The organism is uncultured Agrobacterium sp., from assembly GCF_913777885.1.
Taxonomy (GTDB): domain Bacteria; phylum Pseudomonadota; class Alphaproteobacteria; order Rhizobiales; family Rhizobiaceae; genus Agrobacterium.
Genome location: NZ_CAJYTV010000011.1, coordinates 212,639 through 231,776, shown reverse-complemented (window position 1 = coordinate 231,776; position 19,138 = coordinate 212,639). Strand labels below are relative to the sequence as shown.

The 19,138-nt window shown below is 56.9% G+C and carries 26 protein-coding genes; 9 read left to right on the top strand and 17 right to left on the bottom strand.

The features are described 5' to 3' along the window. Positions 1-2: 2 nt before the first annotated feature. The 3 genes from QZ869_RS09650 to QZ869_RS09640 all read right to left on the bottom strand — a co-directional run bounded on the left by QZ869_RS09650 (position 3) and on the right by QZ869_RS09640 (position 4,061). Complete coding sequence (locus tag QZ869_RS09650; protein ID WP_296104241.1) at positions 3-2,021, bottom strand: GAF domain-containing protein; 2,019 nt, start codon at positions 2,019-2,021, stop codon at positions 3-5. Positions 2,022-2,167: 146 nt separating this feature from the next. Beyond that, the gene (locus tag QZ869_RS09645; protein ID WP_296037978.1) at positions 2,168-2,872 is read right to left on the bottom strand and encodes an SDR family oxidoreductase; all 705 of its coding nucleotides are present in this window, start codon (positions 2,870-2,872) and stop codon (positions 2,168-2,170) included. A 25-nt stretch (positions 2,873-2,897) separates the two neighbouring features. After that, the gene (locus tag QZ869_RS09640) at positions 2,898-4,061 is read right to left on the bottom strand and encodes an aminotransferase class I/II-fold pyridoxal phosphate-dependent enzyme (protein WP_296104632.1); all 1,164 of its coding nucleotides are present in this window, start codon (positions 4,059-4,061) and stop codon (positions 2,898-2,900) included. Between the two features lie 163 nt (positions 4,062-4,224). On the opposite strand from QZ869_RS09640, the gene QZ869_RS09635 reads away from it, so the two are divergent. The 5 genes from QZ869_RS09635 to aat all read left to right on the top strand — a co-directional run bounded on the left by QZ869_RS09635 (position 4,225) and on the right by aat (position 8,064). Next, on the top strand, positions 4,225-4,992 hold the full coding sequence (locus tag QZ869_RS09635; protein ID WP_296084309.1) for a DsbA family protein: 768 nt from the start codon (positions 4,225-4,227) through the stop codon (positions 4,990-4,992). A gap of 146 nt (positions 4,993-5,138) precedes the next feature. After that, positions 5,139-5,576 (top strand): type II 3-dehydroquinate dehydratase, encoded by a 438-nt coding sequence (gene aroQ / locus QZ869_RS09630; RefSeq protein ID WP_296037971.1) that lies wholly within the window; start codon positions 5,139-5,141, stop codon positions 5,574-5,576. 27 nt (positions 5,577-5,603) lie between these two features. After that, positions 5,604-6,095: an acetyl-CoA carboxylase biotin carboxyl carrier protein gene (gene accB / locus QZ869_RS09625; protein ID WP_296018930.1), complete on the top strand. Its 492-nt coding sequence runs from the start codon at positions 5,604-5,606 to the stop codon at positions 6,093-6,095. Positions 6,096-6,105: 10 nt separating this feature from the next. Then, positions 6,106-7,449: an acetyl-CoA carboxylase biotin carboxylase subunit gene (gene accC, locus QZ869_RS09620; RefSeq protein ID WP_296018928.1), complete on the top strand. Its 1,344-nt coding sequence runs from the start codon at positions 6,106-6,108 to the stop codon at positions 7,447-7,449. A gap of 3 nt (positions 7,450-7,452) precedes the next feature. Further along, the gene (aat, locus tag QZ869_RS09615; RefSeq protein ID WP_296084311.1) at positions 7,453-8,064 is read left to right on the top strand and encodes a leucyl/phenylalanyl-tRNA--protein transferase; all 612 of its coding nucleotides are present in this window, start codon (positions 7,453-7,455) and stop codon (positions 8,062-8,064) included. Positions 8,065-8,101: 37 nt separating this feature from the next. On the opposite strand, the gene QZ869_RS09610 is transcribed toward aat, so the two are convergent. The 5 genes from QZ869_RS09610 to gatB form a co-directional block, all read right to left on the bottom strand. After that, the gene (locus QZ869_RS09610; RefSeq protein WP_296020872.1) at positions 8,102-8,539 is read right to left on the bottom strand and encodes a DUF2155 domain-containing protein; all 438 of its coding nucleotides are present in this window, start codon (positions 8,537-8,539) and stop codon (positions 8,102-8,104) included. 140 nt (positions 8,540-8,679) lie between these two features. Continuing rightward, positions 8,680-9,078, bottom strand: coding sequence for an NADH:ubiquinone oxidoreductase subunit NDUFA12 (locus tag QZ869_RS09605; protein WP_296020873.1), 399 nt, complete (start codon positions 9,076-9,078; stop codon positions 8,680-8,682). Positions 9,079-9,183: 105 nt separating this feature from the next. Then, the gene (locus QZ869_RS09600) at positions 9,184-9,645 is read right to left on the bottom strand and encodes a GNAT family N-acetyltransferase (protein WP_296020876.1); all 462 of its coding nucleotides are present in this window, start codon (positions 9,643-9,645) and stop codon (positions 9,184-9,186) included. 6 nt (positions 9,646-9,651) lie between these two features. After that, positions 9,652-10,149, bottom strand: a complete 498-nt coding sequence (locus QZ869_RS09595) for a GNAT family N-acetyltransferase (protein WP_296100673.1) — start codon at positions 10,147-10,149, stop codon at positions 9,652-9,654. A gap of 137 nt (positions 10,150-10,286) precedes the next feature. Beyond that, a complete protein-coding gene (gatB, locus tag QZ869_RS09590) occupies positions 10,287-11,789 on the bottom strand; it encodes an Asp-tRNA(Asn)/Glu-tRNA(Gln) amidotransferase subunit GatB (RefSeq protein ID WP_296020877.1) in 1,503 nt (500 codons plus the stop codon). 109 nt (positions 11,790-11,898) lie between these two features. Between gatB and QZ869_RS09585 the strand changes: the two genes are divergently transcribed. Next, on the top strand, positions 11,899-12,183 hold the full coding sequence (locus QZ869_RS09585) for a DUF1294 domain-containing protein (RefSeq protein WP_296104239.1): 285 nt from the start codon (positions 11,899-11,901) through the stop codon (positions 12,181-12,183). Positions 12,184-12,196: 13 nt separating this feature from the next. Here the strand turns inward: QZ869_RS09585 and QZ869_RS09580 are convergent, their stop codons facing one another. After that, positions 12,197-12,706: a GNAT family N-acetyltransferase gene (locus tag QZ869_RS09580; RefSeq protein WP_296104237.1), complete on the bottom strand. Its 510-nt coding sequence runs from the start codon at positions 12,704-12,706 to the stop codon at positions 12,197-12,199. A 278-nt stretch (positions 12,707-12,984) separates the two neighbouring features. On the opposite strand from QZ869_RS09580, the gene QZ869_RS09575 reads away from it, so the two are divergent. Beyond that, positions 12,985-13,242, top strand: a complete 258-nt coding sequence (locus QZ869_RS09575) for a YjhX family toxin (RefSeq protein WP_296074828.1) — start codon at positions 12,985-12,987, stop codon at positions 13,240-13,242. 36 nt (positions 13,243-13,278) lie between these two features. Here the strand turns inward: QZ869_RS09575 and QZ869_RS09570 are convergent, their stop codons facing one another. The 5 genes from QZ869_RS09570 to QZ869_RS09550 form a co-directional block, all read right to left on the bottom strand. Beyond that, complete coding sequence (locus tag QZ869_RS09570) at positions 13,279-13,749, bottom strand: SRPBCC family protein (protein ID WP_296104235.1); 471 nt, start codon at positions 13,747-13,749, stop codon at positions 13,279-13,281. Between the two features lie 236 nt (positions 13,750-13,985). Beyond that, a complete protein-coding gene (locus QZ869_RS21770) occupies positions 13,986-14,276 on the bottom strand; it encodes a GNAT family N-acetyltransferase (RefSeq protein WP_367115325.1) in 291 nt (96 codons plus the stop codon). Between the two features lie 20 nt (positions 14,277-14,296). After that, positions 14,297-15,778 (bottom strand): Asp-tRNA(Asn)/Glu-tRNA(Gln) amidotransferase subunit GatA, encoded by a 1,482-nt coding sequence (gatA, locus tag QZ869_RS09560; RefSeq protein ID WP_296104233.1) that lies wholly within the window; start codon positions 15,776-15,778, stop codon positions 14,297-14,299. A gap of 57 nt (positions 15,779-15,835) precedes the next feature. Then, entirely contained in the window at positions 15,836-16,123 is a 288-nt protein-coding gene (gene gatC, locus QZ869_RS09555) for an Asp-tRNA(Asn)/Glu-tRNA(Gln) amidotransferase subunit GatC (RefSeq protein ID WP_296037942.1), read from the bottom strand. 125 nt (positions 16,124-16,248) lie between these two features. Beyond that, positions 16,249-16,953 carry a metal-dependent hydrolase gene (locus QZ869_RS09550; protein ID WP_296020894.1) on the bottom strand — a complete coding sequence of 235 codons (705 nt, stop codon included), beginning with the start codon at positions 16,951-16,953 and terminating at the stop codon, positions 16,249-16,251. Positions 16,954-17,033: 80 nt separating this feature from the next. On the opposite strand from QZ869_RS09550, the gene QZ869_RS09545 reads away from it, so the two are divergent. After that, positions 17,034-17,336 carry a zinc ribbon domain-containing protein YjdM gene (locus tag QZ869_RS09545; protein ID WP_296020895.1) on the top strand — a complete coding sequence of 101 codons (303 nt, stop codon included), beginning with the start codon at positions 17,034-17,036 and terminating at the stop codon, positions 17,334-17,336. Positions 17,337-17,346: 10 nt separating this feature from the next. Continuing rightward, positions 17,347-17,835, top strand: a complete 489-nt coding sequence (ruvX, locus tag QZ869_RS09540; protein ID WP_296104230.1) for a Holliday junction resolvase RuvX — start codon at positions 17,347-17,349, stop codon at positions 17,833-17,835. Here ruvX and QZ869_RS09535 read toward each other — a convergent pair. The 3 genes from QZ869_RS09535 to QZ869_RS09525 all read right to left on the bottom strand — a co-directional run bounded on the left by QZ869_RS09535 (position 17,778) and on the right by QZ869_RS09525 (position 19,130). Next, entirely contained in the window at positions 17,778-18,104 is a 327-nt protein-coding gene (locus QZ869_RS09535; protein ID WP_296020899.1) for a DUF6105 family protein, read from the bottom strand. The two genes, ruvX and QZ869_RS09535, sit on opposite strands and share 58 nt — an antisense overlap. Beyond that, positions 18,101-18,277: a hypothetical protein gene (locus QZ869_RS09530; RefSeq protein ID WP_296020901.1), complete on the bottom strand. Its 177-nt coding sequence runs from the start codon at positions 18,275-18,277 to the stop codon at positions 18,101-18,103. Before QZ869_RS09530 ends, QZ869_RS09535 begins: the two co-directional genes overlap by 4 nt. Positions 18,278-18,479: 202 nt before the next feature. Next, positions 18,480-19,130: a TetR/AcrR family transcriptional regulator gene (locus QZ869_RS09525; RefSeq protein WP_296037930.1), complete on the bottom strand. Its 651-nt coding sequence runs from the start codon at positions 19,128-19,130 to the stop codon at positions 18,480-18,482. Positions 19,131-19,138: the final 8 nt, after the last annotated feature.

Genomic DNA, 19,138 nt, shown 5'->3' with positions numbered 1-19,138 from the left:
GTTCACGATACCTGTTGCAATTGAACCAGAGACGCTGTCATTTCGACCTCCAGTCCTTGATCTAAGTAACGCGTCGATACACCGCCGGTTCCTAAAAGCCCCATGGAAATAAGGCGTGATCCGAAGCCCTTCGATTGTGGCTGCAGGACAGCCGGTCCGCCAGTTTCCCTCCATATCAAGCGGAAAACGGCATCTTCCCTGTCTCCTTGCACCTCCCACGACACCAGCACACGGCCCTGGACAGACGAGAGACTGCCGTACTTTACCGCGTTGGTGGTCAGTTCATGCAGCAATAGCGACAGCGACAGGGCACCCTTGGGATTGACGGAAATATCCTCTCCTTCAATATCGACCTGCTCCTTCATACCCAGTGTATCGACAACACGCATGAGCGCCGTGCGCACATCGGCGCTCGCCCAATTGTTGCCGAGGAGAATGTCGTGAGCTGAACTGAGGGCCTGAAGCCGTTGTTCAAAATTCAAAACGGCTCCTCTCTCTTGGACAGGCCTTAGTGTCTGCTTCGCAAGCGCCTGCACCATGGCAAAAGCGTTTTTCAATCGGTGGCCAATCTCACGGTTGAGCAGATTTTGCTCCGCCTCCGCACGGAGGCGACCAATCGCGCTTTGAATGCGATCACCAAAACTCCTGACAAATGCGAGATCATCCTCCATCCATTCGAACAGATCGCTATGGTGAACGAAGACGACGAGCGCAAATTTGCCCTGATCGAAGATTGGAACGTTAACGAGCTGACGAATGCCAAGCGAAATCAAGGCATCTGCCTTGTCTGTCGTTCTCGGATCCGTCATCACATCCGAAATTACGACGCTCATACCTGCCTTCAGGTCATCGATATAGGAGCCGTAGTCGCGAAAATAATGTTTTCCTGCGACCGATGAGACGCCAGGGGCGCGCCACTCGGGTTGTAATATCACCGTTTCCTGTGCGGGATCGACAACGCCAAAACCCGCCCGCGTAGCGTCAAGCGCCCGCGCCATGAGCTCGGCAGCCGTAAAAGCGATATCTTCGACATTGGTAAGGTCACGCAGTCGATCGCCGAGTTCCAACAGTACCTTTATGCGCTCCGTGGCGCGCTTTTGAACGGTGATATCCTGGACAGTGCCGAGAAGCTTGACAGGATTGCCCCCTTCATCCCGCTCAAAGGTTGCCTTGCGAGAAACCCACCTTATACCTCGCGTCGGCGTTACGATGCGATATTGCACCGCCATGACCGCCGTTCCATTCTTGCGGGTGCTCTCGGACGATTCCTGTCCACGATCATCGGGGTGAAGCATCCGCTCGAAATCGCGTGCGTGGTATTGCCCTGTCTGCGGCACGTCGAAGATCCTGCAGAACTCAGCCGACACCTTGATCTTGCCCGTTATGATATCGAGTTCGAAGGTACCGATATGGCCAGCCTCCTGCGCAGTCAGTGCGGTGCGAACGCCGTCGCGCATCATTTCATTGATCTGCTTCTGTCGCTCGATAACCTCACGCTGCCGGTTCACGGTCCGCCGCAGTTCAAGATGCGCACAGACTTGGCCGGCGAGCGCTTTCAACACGGAGCGCTGCTCTTGGGTGAGCCCCTCTGGCCGCGGAACGTGGTCGATGACGCACACTGCGCCAACGGCAACACCGTCAGACAGAATGAGGCGTGCGCCCGCATAGAAGCGGATGAACGGCTCCTGGGTGACGAGCGCGTTCCTCGCCGTGCGTGGATCTTTCGTCAGGTCCGTAATAACAAGAAGATCGTCGCAGCCGAGCGAATAGCGGCAGACAGACTGATCAATGGGCGTTTCGCAGGGCTGAAAACCAACACGCGCCTTGAACCATTGGCGCTCTTCCTGAACGAAGCTTATGAGGGCGACCGGTGCTTTGCAAACTGTGCTTGCCACATGGACGATATCATCGAAGACCGGCTCAGGGCCGGTGTCGATGATCTGCAGTTCTTCCAGAGCCTCCAGCCGCTCCATGTCCGACGCCGAGAAGACGAACACGTCAGACTCGGGATCGCTCGTCATGTGAACCAAGTCCATTCCCCAAGGTATCGAAGGGTAGACCCCTCGGTGTCCTGCGCCATCGAGATGCGCACCAACATAAAAAAAGGCACTCCCCCGCTCTCATGCAACGCTCGAGAGATGGATCGGTTCCAAGCGATCAAGAAAACTTATACGGAGCGGGTCAGACCGCCATCCACCTTAAGGTTCTGCCCGGTAATGTAGCCGGCGCCTTCAGATGCGAGGAAGGCCACTGTCGCAGCGATCTCCTCGCTTTTGCCGTAACGCTGCATCGGAACCATCTCTCGGCGTTGTTCGGTCGCTGGAAGGCTGTCGATCCAACCCGGCAGAACATTGTTCATGCGGACATTGTCGGCTGCATATTTATCGGCAAAGATTTTTGTATACGCCGCCAGACCGGCGCGAAAGACGGCAGATGTCGGAAACATATCGCTTGGCTCGAAAGCCCAGGCCGTTGAGATATTGACGATGGCGCCACTCTTTTGCGCGGCCATGATAGGGGCGATGATGCGCGTGGGACGAATGACGTTCATGAGATAGACGTCGAGCCCGGTATGCCACTGCTCATCCGTGATATCGAGGATGGGTGCGCGCGGACCGTGTCCGGCACTGTTGACCAGAACATCAATGCGGCCAAAGCTTTCCAGGGTGAGATCAACCAGCTTCTGGATATCGTCATTCGACTGGTTGGAGCCTGTGATGCCGACACCGCCAAGTTCACTCGCCAAGGCCTCGCCCTTACCCGAGGAGGAAAGGATCGCGACCCTATAACCATCTTCGGCAAAGCGCCTTGCAACGGCGGCACCCATGCCGCTTCCACCCGCCGTCACTACCGCTACCTTGCTCATCGTCATAGCCTCTCTCCCCGGCGATTTAATCTCAGTCCTGTTTCAGCCACCCTGCAATGCGTCCGACGGCCTCGGCAATATCGGAAACCGAGCCGGCATAAGAAAAGCGCATGGCACGATGTCCTTCAAGTGGATCGAAGTCCAGGCCCGGTGTGGCCGCGACGTCGATTTCCGACAGCATGCGTCTGGCAAACTCCATACTGTCGTTGGAGTAGCGGCTGGTATCGACATAGGCGTAGAACGCGCCGTCCATGGGAGATGCCAACGGGAGGCCAAGCTCCGGCAGACGGCTCATCAGAAAGTCGCGATTGGTGCGGTAGCTTTCCTTGTAGATGTCGAGCTCTTCCTCCGCAGTAAACGCGGCCATCGCTGCGAGTTGCGACAGTTCAGGCGCTGAAATATACATGCTTTGCGCAAGACATTCGACCGGACGGATCAGTGTCTCCGGCAGCACCATCCAACCGATGCGCCATCCGGTCATGCAGTAATATTTCGAGAAAGAGTTGATGACGATGGCGTTGTCGGTCACTTCAACGGCACTCGACTCGTCGCCGACGAAAGTCAGTCCGTGATAGATCTCGTCCGAGATGAAGGCGATGTTGCGCCCGTCGCAATAGCTTGCAAGGCGCTTCAGCGCATCTCTGCTTGTCACGGTTCCGGTCGGATTGGCGGGGCTTGCAAGGAGCACGCCCTTGAGCTTGCAGCCTGCCTTGGCCTCAGCCCGTTCCAGGCTTGCTGGCGTTAACGTGTAACCCGTTTCCGCCGTGACCGGCACTTCAACCACAGTGAGACCGAGGGCTTTCAGGATGTTGCGATAGGCAGGATAGCCAGGCCTGGCGATCGCTACCGCGTCGCCTGCATCAAACAGCGCAAGAAAAGCAAGATTGAACGCCGCGGATGATCCGGTCGTTACTGCGATACGGGCAGGATCGACAATGACCTGATGGCGCAAGCGATAATGCGAGGCGATCGCCTCACGCAATTCCCGCAATCCAAGAGCATCGGTGTAACCGATCCTGCCGTGTTTGAGAGCAGCCTCGGCAGCCTCCAACGAAGCCTTCGGCGCAGGATGGGAAGGTTGCCCAACTGCCATGGAAATGACGGGCCGCCCCGCCTGTTTGCGCCGATTGGCCTCCGCTAGAATATCCATGGCGTGAAAGGGCTCGACGGCGCTTCGCTTGGACAGTGTGATCAAAGGCATGGTCTTTCTATATGCTATGACGGAGATTTGCCGCATTGTTGCGCTCTTCACAATGACGCGAGAGCAACGCACGCAATTTATTTCCGGTATGGCAATTGAATTAAATTAGGGTAATTGCCTGCAACATGAATCATCACAGAACCCAATGAGGACCGAAATGGCACTTTCCATCCGATCAGCCGCATTCGCCTGTGTCACGGCCCTCTCCACGTTCGGCGCGAGCCTTCCAGCTCATGCGCTGGATGCCGACCAGAAAAAAGAAATCGGTGCCTTCATCAAGGAATATCTGATCGAAAATCCAGAAGTCATGCTGGAGGTTCAGGATGCGCTGGAGAAGAAACAATATGCGGCACGCAATGCAAAAGCGGCGGAGGCCGTGACCGACAACACCAAAGCCATCTTCGATTCGAAATACGATCTCGCGATCGGAAATCCCAACGGCGACGTGACCCTGGTCGAGTTCTTCGATTACAATTGCGGTTACTGCAAACGCGCCATGGCGGATATGGACAAGATCCTCAAAGAGGACAAAAACGTTCGTGTCGTGTTGAAGGAGTTCCCGATCCTTGGACCGGAGTCGGTTGAGGCACACAAGGTGTCCAACGCGGTTAAACTCCTCGCACCGAAGAAGTATCCGGAATTCCAACGCACGCTTCTCGGCGGCCGCAGTCGCGCCAATGAAGCGAAAGCGATCGAAGTGGCGACCTCGCTTGGCCTCAAAGAAGCCGATATACGCAAATCCATGGCGGAGAATCCGAATGATGCACAGGTCCAGGAAGCCTATACGCTTGCCACGAATCTCGGCATTTCCGGCACGCCTTCCTATGTCATCGGCAACGAGGCCGTGTTTGGTGCAGTCGGCGCCGAACCTTTGAAGGAAAAGATTGCCAATATGCGCAGTTGCGGCAAGGCAAGCTGCTCCTAAGTTGGAAGATATCACAGTCACGACGCCCAAAAAGCTGCTGAATAACTGCGGCTTAACCCACTCCATGCGCTCTTTCGAAGCTCCGGGGGCTTTTCCTCGTCAGTCGCGCAGTCTATAGGTGTCGCTGATTTTTGACGGAACAGCGAATGAGCAACACGATCTTCGTCCTGAACGGCCCCAATCTCAATATGTTGGGAAAGCGGGAGCCGGGCATCTACGGCGGCAAGACGCTGAAGGATATCGAGAACGACTGCATGGCGGCAGGTGAAGGGCTTGGCTTTAGCGTCGAGTGCCATCAGTCCAATCATGAAGGCGTTCTCGTGGACCTGTTGCACGAGGCGGGCGAACGCGCTGCAGGTGTCGTCATCAATCCGGGTGCGTATGGCCATACATCCATCGCTCTGCACGATGCCATTCGCGCCATTTCCGTTCCCGTCGTGGAAGTTCACATTTCCAACATCCACGCCCGCGAAGAATTCCGCCACAAATCGATGATAGCGCCCGCTGCAAAAGGCATGGTCTGCGGCTTCGGGCCATATGGCTACATCATGGCGCTCAACGCCTTGAAGAACATCACGGCATAAAAAGAAACAATCAGAATAGGGTTTGTCATGTCTGAAAAGAAAAACGGTATCGACAAGGAACTGATCCGCGACCTCGCGAACATTCTCAACGACACCGATCTTTCCGAGATCGAAGTCGAGCAGGACGACCTGCGTATCCGCGTTTCGCGCTCCGCACCGCCTGCAACCGTTTATGCCGCGGCTCCGCAGTATGCCCCCGCGCCAGCCGCAGCGCCTGCAGCACCCGCAGCAGCGCCTGCCGCTTCCGCTGCACCGGCTGCACCGGCTGCTCCGGCGCGCAACCCTGCAAATACCGTAACCTCCCCGATGGTCGGCACGGTCTATCTGTCTCCAGCACCGGGCGCGCGCGCGTTCGTCGAAGTCGGCGCCACCGTCAAGGAAGGCCAGACCATCCTTATCGTCGAAGCCATGAAGACCATGAACCAGATCCCGGCGCCCAAGTCCGGAAAGGTGACGGAAATCATCGTCAATGACGCGCAGCCCGTGGAGTATGGTGAAGCCCTCGTGGTCATCGAATAAGGCGGCTCCCATGGTATCCAAGATCCTCATTGCCAATCGCGGCGAAATCGCCCTTCGCGTGCTTCGCGCCGCCAAGGAACTCGGTATTCCGACGGTTGCCGTTCACTCCACGGCTGACGCGGATGCCATGCATGTGCGCCTCGCCGACGAGAGCGTGTGCATCGGCCCACCGCCGTCGCGTGACAGCTACCTCAACATTCATCAGATTGTTGCAGCCTGCGAAATCACCGGCGCGGACGCGGTTCACCCCGGCTACGGCTTTCTTTCGGAAAATGCCAAGTTTGCCGATATTCTCGACGCCCACGGAATCACCTTCATCGGACCGACTGCCGATCATATCCGCATCATGGGTGACAAAATCACCGCCAAGCAGACGGCGCAGGAACTCGGCATCCCCGTCGTTCCTGGCTCCGATGGCGAAGTAAAGCCTGAAAACGCGATGGAAATCGCGCGTTCAATCGGCTTTCCTGTCCTGATCAAGGCCACGGCAGGTGGTGGCGGCCGCGGTATGAAGGTTGCCAAGACCGAAGCCGATCTGGACGAAGCTGTTTCCACAGCCCGTTCCGAAGCGCTTGCCGCTTTCGGTAACGACGCCGTCTACATGGAAAAATATCTTGGAAAACCGCGCCATATCGAGGTTCAGGTTTTCGGTGATGGCGAAGGCAATGCCGTCCATCTTGGCGAGCGCGATTGCTCGCTGCAGCGTCGCCACCAGAAGGTTCTTGAAGAAGCCAACTCCCCTGCTCTCACCGTTGAGCAGCGCATGGAGATCGGCGAAATTTGTGCAAGCGCCATGCGCAAGCTCAAATATCGTGGTGCCGGCACCATCGAGTTCCTCTATGAAAACGGAGAGTTCTATTTCATCGAAATGAACACCCGTCTTCAGGTGGAGCATCCGGTCACGGAAGCGATCACGGGAATGGACCTCGTGCAGGAACAGATCAGAGTCGCCTCCGGCCGAGGTCTTTCGGTTACGCAGGCCGATATCGAATTCCATGGTCACGCCATCGAATGCCGCATCAATGCCGAAGATCCACGGACTTTCGTGCCTTCGCCCGGGACGCTCACTTACTTCCACACACCCGGCGGTCTGGGGGTGCGCGTGGATTCGGGTGCCTATCAAGGCTACAAGATCCCGCCTTACTACGACAGCATGATCGGCAAGCTGATCGTCCATGGTCGCGACCGTGACGAATGCATTCGCCGCCTGCGCCGTGCGCTCGACGAATTCGTCGTCGATGGCATCAAAACGACGCTTCCGCTGTTCCAGGACCTGCTTCAGAACGAAGATATCCTGAACGGTAATTATGACATCCACTGGCTGGAAAAATATCTGGCCGGCGACGCGCACTAAGGAATGGGTCGGCGCAGCAGAGATCGCGATATCACCGTCGATATGCTGCTGCGCGCCTATTCCATCGGCCTGTTCCCGATGGCCGAAGCGGCTGACGACCCGGAGTTATTCTGGGTCGAGCCGGACCTCAGGGGCATCATCCCGCTGAACGATTTTCACGTCTCAAAAAGTCTCGCAAAAGCCATTCGAAAGAAACCCTTCGATATTCGCTTCGACACTGCTTTCACCGCCGTCATGGCCGGATGTGCCGCAGAAGCGCCGGACCGCCCGAACACCTGGATCAACGAGACGATCCGCAAGCTCTATACCGAGTTGCATGAGATCGGCCACGCTCATAGCGTGGAGGCGTGGCAGGGTGATGAACTGGTCGGTGGTCTTTATGGCGTGTCGCTCGGCGCTGCCTTCTTCGGCGAGAGCATGTTCTCCCGTCGCACCAACGCTTCAAAAATCTGCCTGGTTCATCTGGTGGAGCGATTGCGCAACAGTGGCTTCATCCTGCTCGACACGCAGTTCACAACGGACCACCTCAAAACCTTCGGCGCGATCGACGTTCCAAAGGATGAATACTCAAAGATGCTGGACCGGGCAGTGAACCAGCCGGATTTGACATTTTAGGTTTTTGCGGATGAGTGACTTCTGACAAGTCTGTCGGTTACTTGCTCGCTGTCGATGGCGGCGGAACGTCCGAATCCTGTTTGCAACCGGTGAGCCAGACATCGTAGATCGGGTGTTCGACAGCGTTCAGGCCGGGGCTATCGGCAAACATCCAGCCGGTAAAGATGCGGCGGATTTTTCTGTCGAGGGTGATTTCATCCACTTCGACGAAAGAATCGATTTTCTGCGCTTCGGTATCGTCGCGCGAGTAGCAGACCTTCGGCGTGACCTGCAGCGCGCCGAACTGAACCGTTTCGTTGATGTAGACGTCGAAAGAGGTAATGCGACCGGTGATCTTGTCGATGCCGGAAAAGACCGCAACCTTATTTTCAAGGCGGGCGGCAGACACCGGTGACACGAGACCCACTGCCGGAAGAAGCGCCAGAAGCGAAACCGCCAGTGCACGCAAAGATAGATCCCGCGTGAATGTTCTCATATCAAACCGTCTCCAGAAAACTGCCCGCTCATCAAAGCGCCCATCACGCCTAAAGATCGAATGTGGCAAAAGCGGGTGGCGGCCATGATGAATGCCCGCCCTTTTTGCTCCTACATGCAAGGAGCACGAAGCGTAGTGAATCAGCCGCCAGGCGTCCAGGCGTCGTAGTCGCCGGTGACGCGGGGGCGCTCACCTGGAACGGCCAGCGAGCCTTGAGGACGGTACGCCTGGGCAGAACCCGTCAGGTTCGGCTGATGCTGCTTCTGCCAGTCGCGTGCGACATAGCTTTCCTTGCTCGGCGGCGTGTCAGTGCGATAATGCATCCAGCCGTGCCAGCCGGGCGGAATTGCAGACGCTTCAGCGTAACCGTTGTAAATCACCCAACGACGCGGCATGCCCCAGGAGGTGGTGCCACCTTCGTAGTAGGTGTTGCCAAACTCATCCTGCCCCACCTTCTTTCCGAAGCGCCACGTATGGAAGCGCGTTCCGATCGTCTGGCCGTTCCACCAGGTGAAGATTTGCAGCAGAAGAGTCTTCATTTTCCGTTCCTCGGGCTTTTCACATGCGTCGCTTTCGCACTCGCACGGCCACAAGCTTATGACGTTCTCACCAACGATTGTCCAGCTTTTCCAACGTGCGGGCGATTATTTAAGCTTCAGCCGGAAGCCGAAATGGCGCTTCTCGAAACCCAGCCTCTCGTAGAAGCGATGAGCATCGGTGCGCGCCATGTTGGAGGTGAGCTGGACCCCGGCGAGGCCACGCTTTTCAGCCTCAGCGATGCAGTACCGGATCATCGTCGCACCGATACCGCGGCCACGCATATCCTCCCTGGTCTGCACACCTTCGACGACCATCCATACGGCGCCGCGCCCGGCAAGCTTGGTGAGAATCACGGTCTGGAACGTACCGATCACTCGGCCTTCAAACTCAGCGACGTACAACGTCTCAAGCGGTGACCTGGCGATCGCCCTGAAAGCCCTGAGATATTCGGGCACGGCCACGTCATCGGTCGTATCACCGTGCCCACCCACATCGTCAGCGGCGAACATCGCAGCAATTGCTGCAACATCCTCTTCGCGCGCTTCACGAATGATCAGACCGTCCATTGTGTTTTACCGCCTCAGGCTCTTCTCCATTACAATTCCGGGCATCCCCTCGACGCCAGCCATGCGCTCGATTCGATCTACCTCGGAAAAGCCGACGCCTTCATAGAAGGCAATTGCGACAGTATTTTTAGGTTCGACCTCAAGGCGCATGATTTCCGCGTCGGGAAAACAGGTTTCCAGTTCGGCGAAGAGATCACGCCCCACCCCCTGACGCTGGAACTGCGGATCGACATAAAGCTGATAGAGCAACGCGGTTTTAGCCATGCTGGTGGACATGACGGCATAGGCCATGCCGCCTATACGCTTTCCATCGTCTGCCACCAAAAACTCGCCGCCCTTTTTCTCCACGCGCTCTTTCAAGGCCGCTGGCGTGTGCCACAGAGCAATCATGTCGTTGACCTTGTCCGTGCCGTAGATTGGATCGTAGGTCGCGTGCCAGGTCTTCATCAACAAAGACCGGACTGGCTCAATATCGCGCTCGCTTGCGGTGCGAATGAAGAACACCATTGTGACTCCCATCAAAAAAGAAAAGCCGGGAGCGATCCCGGCGTTGCTCATGTTATCTCGACGTCAACCTCGATTGAGATCGGAGTGACGGAGGAGACTGTCTTCCGCCTCTTTCATTGAAAAGCGATGACACTTTATTCCTCGATGCCGAGCTTGGCCTTGACCAATTCCTGTACGGCCTGCGGGTTGGCCTTGCCGCCGGTTGCCTTCATCACCTGGCCAACGAACCAGCCAGCAAGCGTTGGCTTTGCCTTGACCTTTTCCACCTGATCCGGGTTTGCAGCGATGATCTCGTCCACCGCCTTTTCGATGGCGCCCGTATCGGTCACCTGCTTCATACCGCGGCTTTCGACGATGTCTGCCGGGTTGCCGCCTTCGTTCCAGACGATTTCGAACAGATCCTTGGCAATCTTGCCAGAGATGGTGTTCGCCTTGATGAGGTCGATGATCCCGCCGAGCTGGTCCGGCGTAACGGGCGTTTCCTCGATGGACTTGCTGGACTTGTTTAGCGCACCAAGGAGATCGTTGATGACCCAGTTGGCGGCAGCCTTCGGGTCGCGGCCCGCCGCGACGGCCTCATAATAATCCGCAATGGCCTTCTCCGAAACGAGGATGGAGGCGTCGTAGACGGAGAGGCCGAGTTCAGCCACGAAACGTGCCTTCTTGTCGTCGGGCAGTTCCGGCAGACCGACCTTCAGGCTTTCCACGAAGGCATCGTCGAATTCCAGCGGCAGCAGATCGGGATCAGGGAAGTAGCGATAGTCGTGCGCATCTTCCTTGGAGCGCATGGAGCGCGTCTCGCCCTTGCCAGGATCGAAGAGACGGGTTTCCTGATCAATGGCGCCACCATCTTCCAGAATGGCGATCTGGCGGCGGGCTTCATATTCGATGGCTTGGCCGACGAAGCGGATGGAGTTGACGTTCTTGATTTCGCAACGCGTGCCGAAACCTTCGCCGGGGCGGCGCACCGACACGTTAACGTCAGCGCGCATGGAGCCTTCATCCATGTTGCCATCACAGGTACCGAGATAGCGAACGATGGAGCGCAGCTTGGTCAGATAGGCTTTCGCCTCATCGGAAGAGCGCATGTCCGGCTTCGAGACGATTTCCATCAGGGCAACGCCTGAACGGTTCAGATCGACGAAGGACATCGTCGGATGCTGGTCATGCATCGACTTGCCGGCGTCCTGTTCCAGATGCAGACGCTCAATGCCGATCTCGATATCCTCGAAATTGCCCTGACGGTCAGGCCCGAGCGAAATTGTAATCGTACCCTCGCCGACGATCGGATCCTTGAACTGCGAGATCTGATAACCCTGAGGCAGGTCGGGATAGAAGTAGTTCTTGCGATCGAAGATGGAGCGGTTGTTGATCTTGGCTTTCAGCCCGAGACCGGTACGTACCGCCTGCGCCACGCACTCTTCATTGATGACGGGCAACATGCCCGGCATGGCCGCGTCGACCAGAGACACGTTGGAATTGGGCGCATTGCCGAAGGTCGTGGAAGCTCCCGAGAACAACTTCGAATTGGACAGAACCTGTGCGTGAACCTCCATGCCGATGACGATTTCCCAGTCGCCAGTGGCGCCGGGGATAAAACGCTTCGGGTCGGGTGTGCGAACGTCTACAAGGGTCATATCAAGCTCATACGATACGGAATTTCTATTCGTGGTGAGGTAGAGCAAATGGCCCGGAGGTGCAAGACTTCTGAGGCGCTTCGTGTCTGTTTGGATCAGACAGGCGATCATGACATTCATCGTTATCGCGCTAATCGCCTATCTCGCGCTCAACCTCATTGTCTTCATCGGCTTCTGGCAGGACAAGCGAGCTGCCAGAAAAGGCGATCGGCGCATTCGTGAACGCACGTTGCTCCTACTGGCCTTGCTGGGTGGAAGTCTCGGAGCGGTGACAGCGCAACATCTCCTGCGGCACAAGACACGCAAAGAGCCGTTTCGCAGCCTGCTTTTAGGCATTGTCATCGCTCAAGTCGGACTCGTCGCTTCGCTTATGTTTCTGACGCAACGGTTCTGAGAGCGGCGCACCATTAGAATGAGGGGCCATATGTCATCAGCTTGACATCCTTCAGTTGCTTGCGAAGGCCGATGGTCTGCACTTCGCGATCGAGCTTGCGCGCATATTTCATCGACAGCCAGCTGACGCCGTAGGCATGCTTGCGAAAGAAGGAAATTGCTCTCTCATTATCAGCATGGCTTTCGAGCTTTATGGAGGGAAAGCCAGCCGCTAACACCTGCTCCTCGACCGCTTCGAGTAGAGCGCCGCCAATCCCTTGTCCATGAAGGCGCGGATCAACCCAAAAATCCGAGATCATGTCACCAGAATTTTCCCTTGCCGACCAGCCGACAGCAATACCGTGTTTCTCCGCCACCAGGATACGGTGCCAAGAGGACTCGGTAAAACCCGCAAAGGCTTCCTGGGCATTGGATTCCAGAACTGCTGTCAGACCCAGCGCAGAGCTTGCCACCCGCCATGCCTCCAGACCGATGGCTGCGAGATGGGAGGCCTCCTGCTCTTGCGCATTGCGAATGACGACCAAGTTCAATCTCCATAATGGCGAAAGTGGAAAGCTTTTGCCGGTCCTTCCGGCCAGTCCGTCCGCAGTAACAAGGCTCTGCCTCTTCTTGACCGTAACGCGTCCAGCTTTTAAGCAAAAGATGTGATCTTTGGAGTTTTTATGTTCTCTCAATCGGAGTCCCGGTAAAGGCCCTGCCCGCAAGTGTTTTGCGCGCCGGGCCATACTGAAACCGAACCGGATGCCACTGGCAACCGGATTGTTTTCACGCGTCCATCTGGATGCAAGCTGGATTCCAAATCATGGACATTTCCCGCGCGGAACAGCGCATTCTACATCTGCTCGCCCAGGGCGGCAGAATCGAACTTATCCGAGACCAAAACCGCAGAATCGAAACCCTCGTGCTGTATACGCGCGACGGCTGGGTGTTCAGCGGCCTCGACCTCATCACGTTTCGCAAGCTGAAGCGCAAAAGGGCTATCTCCTCGTCCAGAAGCCAGCCCTACCGCATCACCACACGCGGGCTGGAGCTGGTGAGAGGCGAACTCGACAATCGCTGACAATTAGATGCGGCGGTCAGACTTGGCCGCCGCACCTTATATCTCGGCTAGCAATGCAACCAACTGATCTGTCGCGGCGCCCCAGCCCTCGTGAAAGCCCATCGCTTCATGGGTCTTTTTGTCTTCCTCAGTCCAATGTCGTGCGATCGCCGTATATTTGGTCCGGCCGTCGCCCAATGGCTCCAGTACGACGATGCCCGTCATGAAGGGTTTTTCCGACGGTACCCAGGCCGTTGTGAAAGCGTCAGTAAAGACGAGCTTCTCATTTGACACGACTTCGAGATAAACGCCGCGGTTTTCAACCTCTTCGCCATTTGGTCCTTTCATGACGATGAAGCTTGAACCGCCTGTACGAACGTCAAGTTCAGCGTGACACACGCCCCAGGGCTTTGGACAGAACCATTGTTTCAACAATTCAGGATCAGTCCAGGCGCGGTAGATTTTCGTTGTTGGCGCATCGATTTCGCGCATCAGGAACAGTTCATGTCGTGCATTATCCGCTGCCATGTTTGCCTCCCCTTATCGAGCCGGGCTGCAGCATAGCAGAGCGTCACCGCTTTGCGAGAGATGCTTCAGATGGCTTTTTCCAGGCGGACCTTTTGAAGCTCAACCTTCATAGTTTCGGACCACTGCTTGCCCTGCCAAATCACGCGAAAACCGCAACGTTCATAGGCGCGAATAGCGTAGACGTTTCTAGCATGGGTCGAGATTTTGGCTGTCGAGATATGCGAGCGGCGCATCTCTCAAAGGAAATGCTCGACTAGAATTCGACCAATGCCTCTGCCCTGATAATCAGGATCAATCCAGATGTCGGAAATATAGTCAGGCTCTCCAGCGCGGGCGCCCCAGCCAACCGTCACGCCATCGACCTCAGCCACGACGACATCACAGGTGGTCTCTTTTGCGAAAACCTCAAATTCACCGCGCACCCGTTCGATCACGACCGGGTCGAGATAGGTATCTTCGAACGCGCTGCTCGATTGCCAGGCGCGAAAACCGATGAGGCCTACCGCATCGCGATCGGCCTCGGCCATGGCTCGAATGATAAGACCCGTTACCACCACTTGGCGGGCGTGAACTTGCCCGCTGCCTGTTCGATGGCGTGCGCCGTCTTGAACAGCGTTTCTTCCTCGAACGGCTTGCCGATCAGCTGAAGGCCGAGCGGCAGGCCCTTGCCGTCCAGACCGGCAGGAACGGAAAGACCCGGCAGACCCGCCATGTTGACCGTGATGGTGAACACGTCCTGCAGATACATCTTGACCGGATCTGAGGCCAGTTCTTTGTCACCAATTTCGAAGGCCGAAGATGGCGTGATAGGAGCGAGAACGGCATCGACGCCGTCATGAAAGACGTTTTCGAAGTCGCGCTTGATCAGCGTGCGAACCTTCTGCGCCTTCAGGTAATAGGCGTCGTAATAGCCGGCAGAAAGAACATAGGTGCCGACCATGATGCGGCGCTTCACTTCCGAGCCGAAACCGGCAGCGCGGCTCTTCTCGTACATGTCGGCAATGTCCTTGCCATCGACGCGGAGACCATAGCGAACGCCGTCATAGCGGGCGAGGTTTGACGAAGCCTCGGCAGGCGCCACAATGTAATAGGCCGGCAGCGCGTATTTGGTGTGCGGCAGAGTGATATCGACGACCTCGGCGCCGGCATCCCTCAGCCAGGCAATTCCCTGTGCCCAAAGCTTTTCGATTTCTTCCGGCATGCCCTCGACGCGATACTCTTTCGGAATACCAATCTTCAGGCCCTTCAACGACTGGCCGATGGCCTTTTCATAATCCGGCACAGGCAAATCGACGGAGGTGGTGTCCTTTGCATCGACGCTTGCCATGGACTTCAACAAGATCGCGGCATCGCGAACGTCGCGGGCAATCGGACCAGCCTGGTCGAGCGAGGAGGCGTAGGCAACGATGCCCCAGCGCGAGCAGCGTCCATAGGTAGGCTTAATACCGACCGTGCCGGTGAAGGCTGCTGGCTGGCGGATGGAGCCGCCGGTATCGGTTGCGGTAGCGCCAGCGCAGAGATGCGCCGCAACCGCGGCAGCAGAACCGCCGGAGGAACCGCCGGGAACGAGGCTCTTTTCGGAGCCTTCAGCGCGCCAGGGGTTCACGACGGGACCGTAATAGGAGCTCTCATTAGACGAGCCCATGGCGAATTCGTCCATGTTGAGCTTGCCAAGAAGCACCGCACCGTCATCCCACAGGTTCTGGGTCACGGTGGACTCGTATTTCGGCTTGAAACCGTCCAGCACATGCGAGCAGGCCTGGGTATGGATGTCGCGGGTCGCGAACAAGTCTTTCACGCCAAGCGGAATGCCTTCAAGCGCACCGCCATTACCGGCTGCCAGCTTCTGATCGGAGGCCTTCGCCATGTCACGCGCCTTGTCATGCGTCGTCACGACATAGGCGTTGAGCTTCTCGTTGGCGGCATCGATGGCAGTCAGATAGGCATCCGTCAATTCGACGGCGGAGAATTCCCTTGATTTCAGTCTGTCACGCGCTTCGGCAATGGTGAGGCTTGTCAGTTCGGTCATATCGGCAACGGCTTTCGAAACTTTTGAATTTTCAATGTGGGAGCAAACGGCGAGCGCTTACTCGACCACCTTCGGAACCATGAAGAAGTTGCGCTCGGTAGCTGGCGCATTGGCAACGATGTCATCGGCCTTGTTGCCGTCGTTCACCGCATCGGCGCGCTTTTTCATGGCAACCGGCGTTACCGATGTCATCGGCTCTACGCCATCCACATTCACTTCCGACAGTTGCTCCACGAAACCGAGAATGCCATTCAGTTGGCCAAGCATGGTGTTGGCCTCTTCTTCGCTGACGGCAATGCGGGAAAGGCGTGCGACGCGCTTCACGGTGGCAAGATCGACGGACATGGTTCTACTCCAGTCAAGAATTTTCTACCCGCTATAATGACCATGTACGCCCTTCGCAACGGTAGAAAGCGTGTCGCGGCCCTCTGCGGCGCAGTTTTGGGCCGTGACACGCTGATGCCGGGTCATCAGAACGACAGGACTTGTCCAACCTTGGGGACATCCACCCGCGTCTGCGAACCGTCCATGCCGGACACGAACTTGTCGGCAGTCTGGTCGACGATCGGGAACGAACCGTAGTGGCAGGGAATTGCATGGCGGAGCTTAAAGAAGCGCTGGCAGGCAAGAGCGGCCACCGCACCGCCCATAGTAAAGCGATCGCCGACGGGAACAAGGCCGACTTCCGGCTCGTGCAACTCGTTTATCAGGGCCATGTCGGAGAAGATATCCGTGTCGCCCATATGATAAACCGATGGGCCGTCTTCGAAATGCAGCATCAGGCCATTGGCGTTACCAAGCGAATGGGACACGCCATCTTCGGTAATTTGCGCGGAGGAGTGCAGCGCATTGGTGAAGGTGACGGAAAATCCTTCAAAACCCACCGTGCCGCCGGTATTGCCCATCTCAAGCTTCTGAACGCCCTTGGAGCCGAGCCATGCGGCAAGATCGGCATTGGCCAGCACTGTTGCGCCGGTCTCTGCCGCAAGTCGCACCGTGTCACCGACGTGGTCCCCGTGACCGTGTGTGAGGAGAATATGGGTGATGCCGCTTGCAGCATCCTTGGCGTCCTGTCCGGCAAAGCCCGGATTTCCGGTGAAGAAAGGATCGATCAGGATCTTTGCGTGGCCTGTTTCAAGACGGAAAGCGGAATGGCCTAGCCAGGTGATTTTCATCGAAGTTCTCCTTTGTGTTCCTGCGATCTTATGAGATAGGACCACCCATAAAACCCAAAACCTTACTTTGGAGTGATAGGATGGCCGCAGATAATGACGACTATGTGTATGACGAGGCAACCGGCGAATGGCGCCCTGCCTCGGAAGTCGCAGCTGCAGCAACCAAGGCCAATGAGGTTCGCGATGCCGCAGGCAACCTGCTTGCAGATGGCGATTCTGTCACGCTGATCAAGGACCTGAAGGTTAAGGGTACCAGTACTACGTTGAAGCAGGGCACCGTGATCAAGTCGATCCGGCTGACCGAAAACCCTGAAGAAATCGACTGCAAGAGCGATGCGGTCAAGGGCTTGGTGCTGCGCACGGAATTCGTCCGCAAAAGATAAAGGTCACCGAATGGCGACGTTGACGATAGAAGAACTCGCTGAGACCTTGAGGCCCGGACAGGCGATCGCCGGTCTCGATCTCGGGACCAAGACGATCGGTCTTGCCATGTCGGATCTGTCCCGGCGGTTTGCCACCCCTCGCCCGGTTCTCAAGCGCATCAAGTTTACCCAGGATGCTGCACTTCTCCTGGATTTCGCCGCGAAAGAAAAGGTTGCGGCGCTCGTCATTGGCCTGCCGATGAACATGGACGGCTCCGCCGGTCCACGTGTTCAGGCCACCCGCGCCTTCGTGCGCTCCATGAGCGAGAAGACAGATATTCCTTTTATCTTCTGGGACGAAAGGCTGTCCACGGTCGCTGCCGAGCGAGCTTTGTTGGAAATGGACGTCTCTCGAGCCAAGCGCGCCGAGCGGATCGATTCCGCCGCCGCGAGCTTCATCCTTCAGGGCGCCTTGGACCGGCTCTCCATGCTCGCAAGAGAGGCGTCTACGGACGGCTGACGCAACCGCCACCACGCTGCAATCACTTTTCTTTTACGAAACCCGATAAGCGCAAAGACGAGCAGGCTATCGACCATGATGGCGCGCGCGACAAGCGGCGGTATCGTTTCGGGCGGGATGCCGAGCACGTTGCCGTAAATCTGGAAAACCAGATCATGGCTCTGCCGCGTCAGCATGAAGAAGCCAAAGCTCATGTCGTAATAGGACAGACCATACCAGGTTCCGAGAAAAAGCACGGGACCCGCCCACAAGATCAGAAACCACTTCATGCCATCCGCTCCCCTGCCAGGTTGGCTCCGGCGAACTCGCCATCAGGAAGAACCGAAATGACACTCCACCGGACCAACGCCATGATGCAAAGGTTTAGCGTCGGGGCGTTCAGATCGAGTGGTAGCAGGGCGAAAAACGTCATCATGACGCTCAAAGGTATCCAGCGGCTCACAGCGCTTCCTTCTCATCCAGCTCGGAGTTCGTGGTTAACAAATCATTAACAGAATGATCCTGTCGTTAACGCCTTGCAAACGAAACCTGCATCTATGGTTAACGAGAGAGAAACGTTGTGGATAATGAAATGCCCACCACGCGCAGCGCACAGGTAAAGCCGGAACCGGTTTGATGCAGAAAATGGTTTCAGGAAACCTGGATCAGCCGTAAAGCGCTCGAACCACGCGCTTTACCGCAGTTGCGATCTTGTCCCAGTCCTTGTCACTCTTCAGCGACACACCGGAAAACTGGCCATTCGTGCCACCTGCTATTACGAGATGCTGGATCGCGGCGAAGAGCATGGCATTCATTACCGAAGCGTCGACGCCCTTCGGCGGCTGGAGCGAACCGCGCATGCGGTCTATCCATTTTGCAAGAGCCTTGGAACGCGCTTCTGCCAGTTGTTTGACCTGCGGCGTCTGCTCGGAGACTTCCCAGGCGATTATCTTGCAAACCAGCGGATCGGCGCGCAGCGCATCGAGATAGGAGAGCATCAGTCTCTCCATCAGATCGCCATAGGTCAGCAGGAACATGCCGCCCGTATCTTGCGGAATGCGCTCCTGCACCCAGGATGCCAAATCTTCGCCAATGGCCGAGACCAGCCCTTCGAGACCGCCGAAATACCGATAGATCAGTTGCTTGTCGCAACCTGCGCGACGCGCTACGGCATTGATACCGAAACCCTGAAAGCCTTCATCCGCCAGCAGGGACTTCGCCGCAGCAAAGATCGCCTTTTCCGTCGCTGCGCGATCCTTGATACGCTTTTCCGGCGCGGGCGACATAAGGGCGGCAGTGCCATCGATGGCGAGCATGGCTTTTC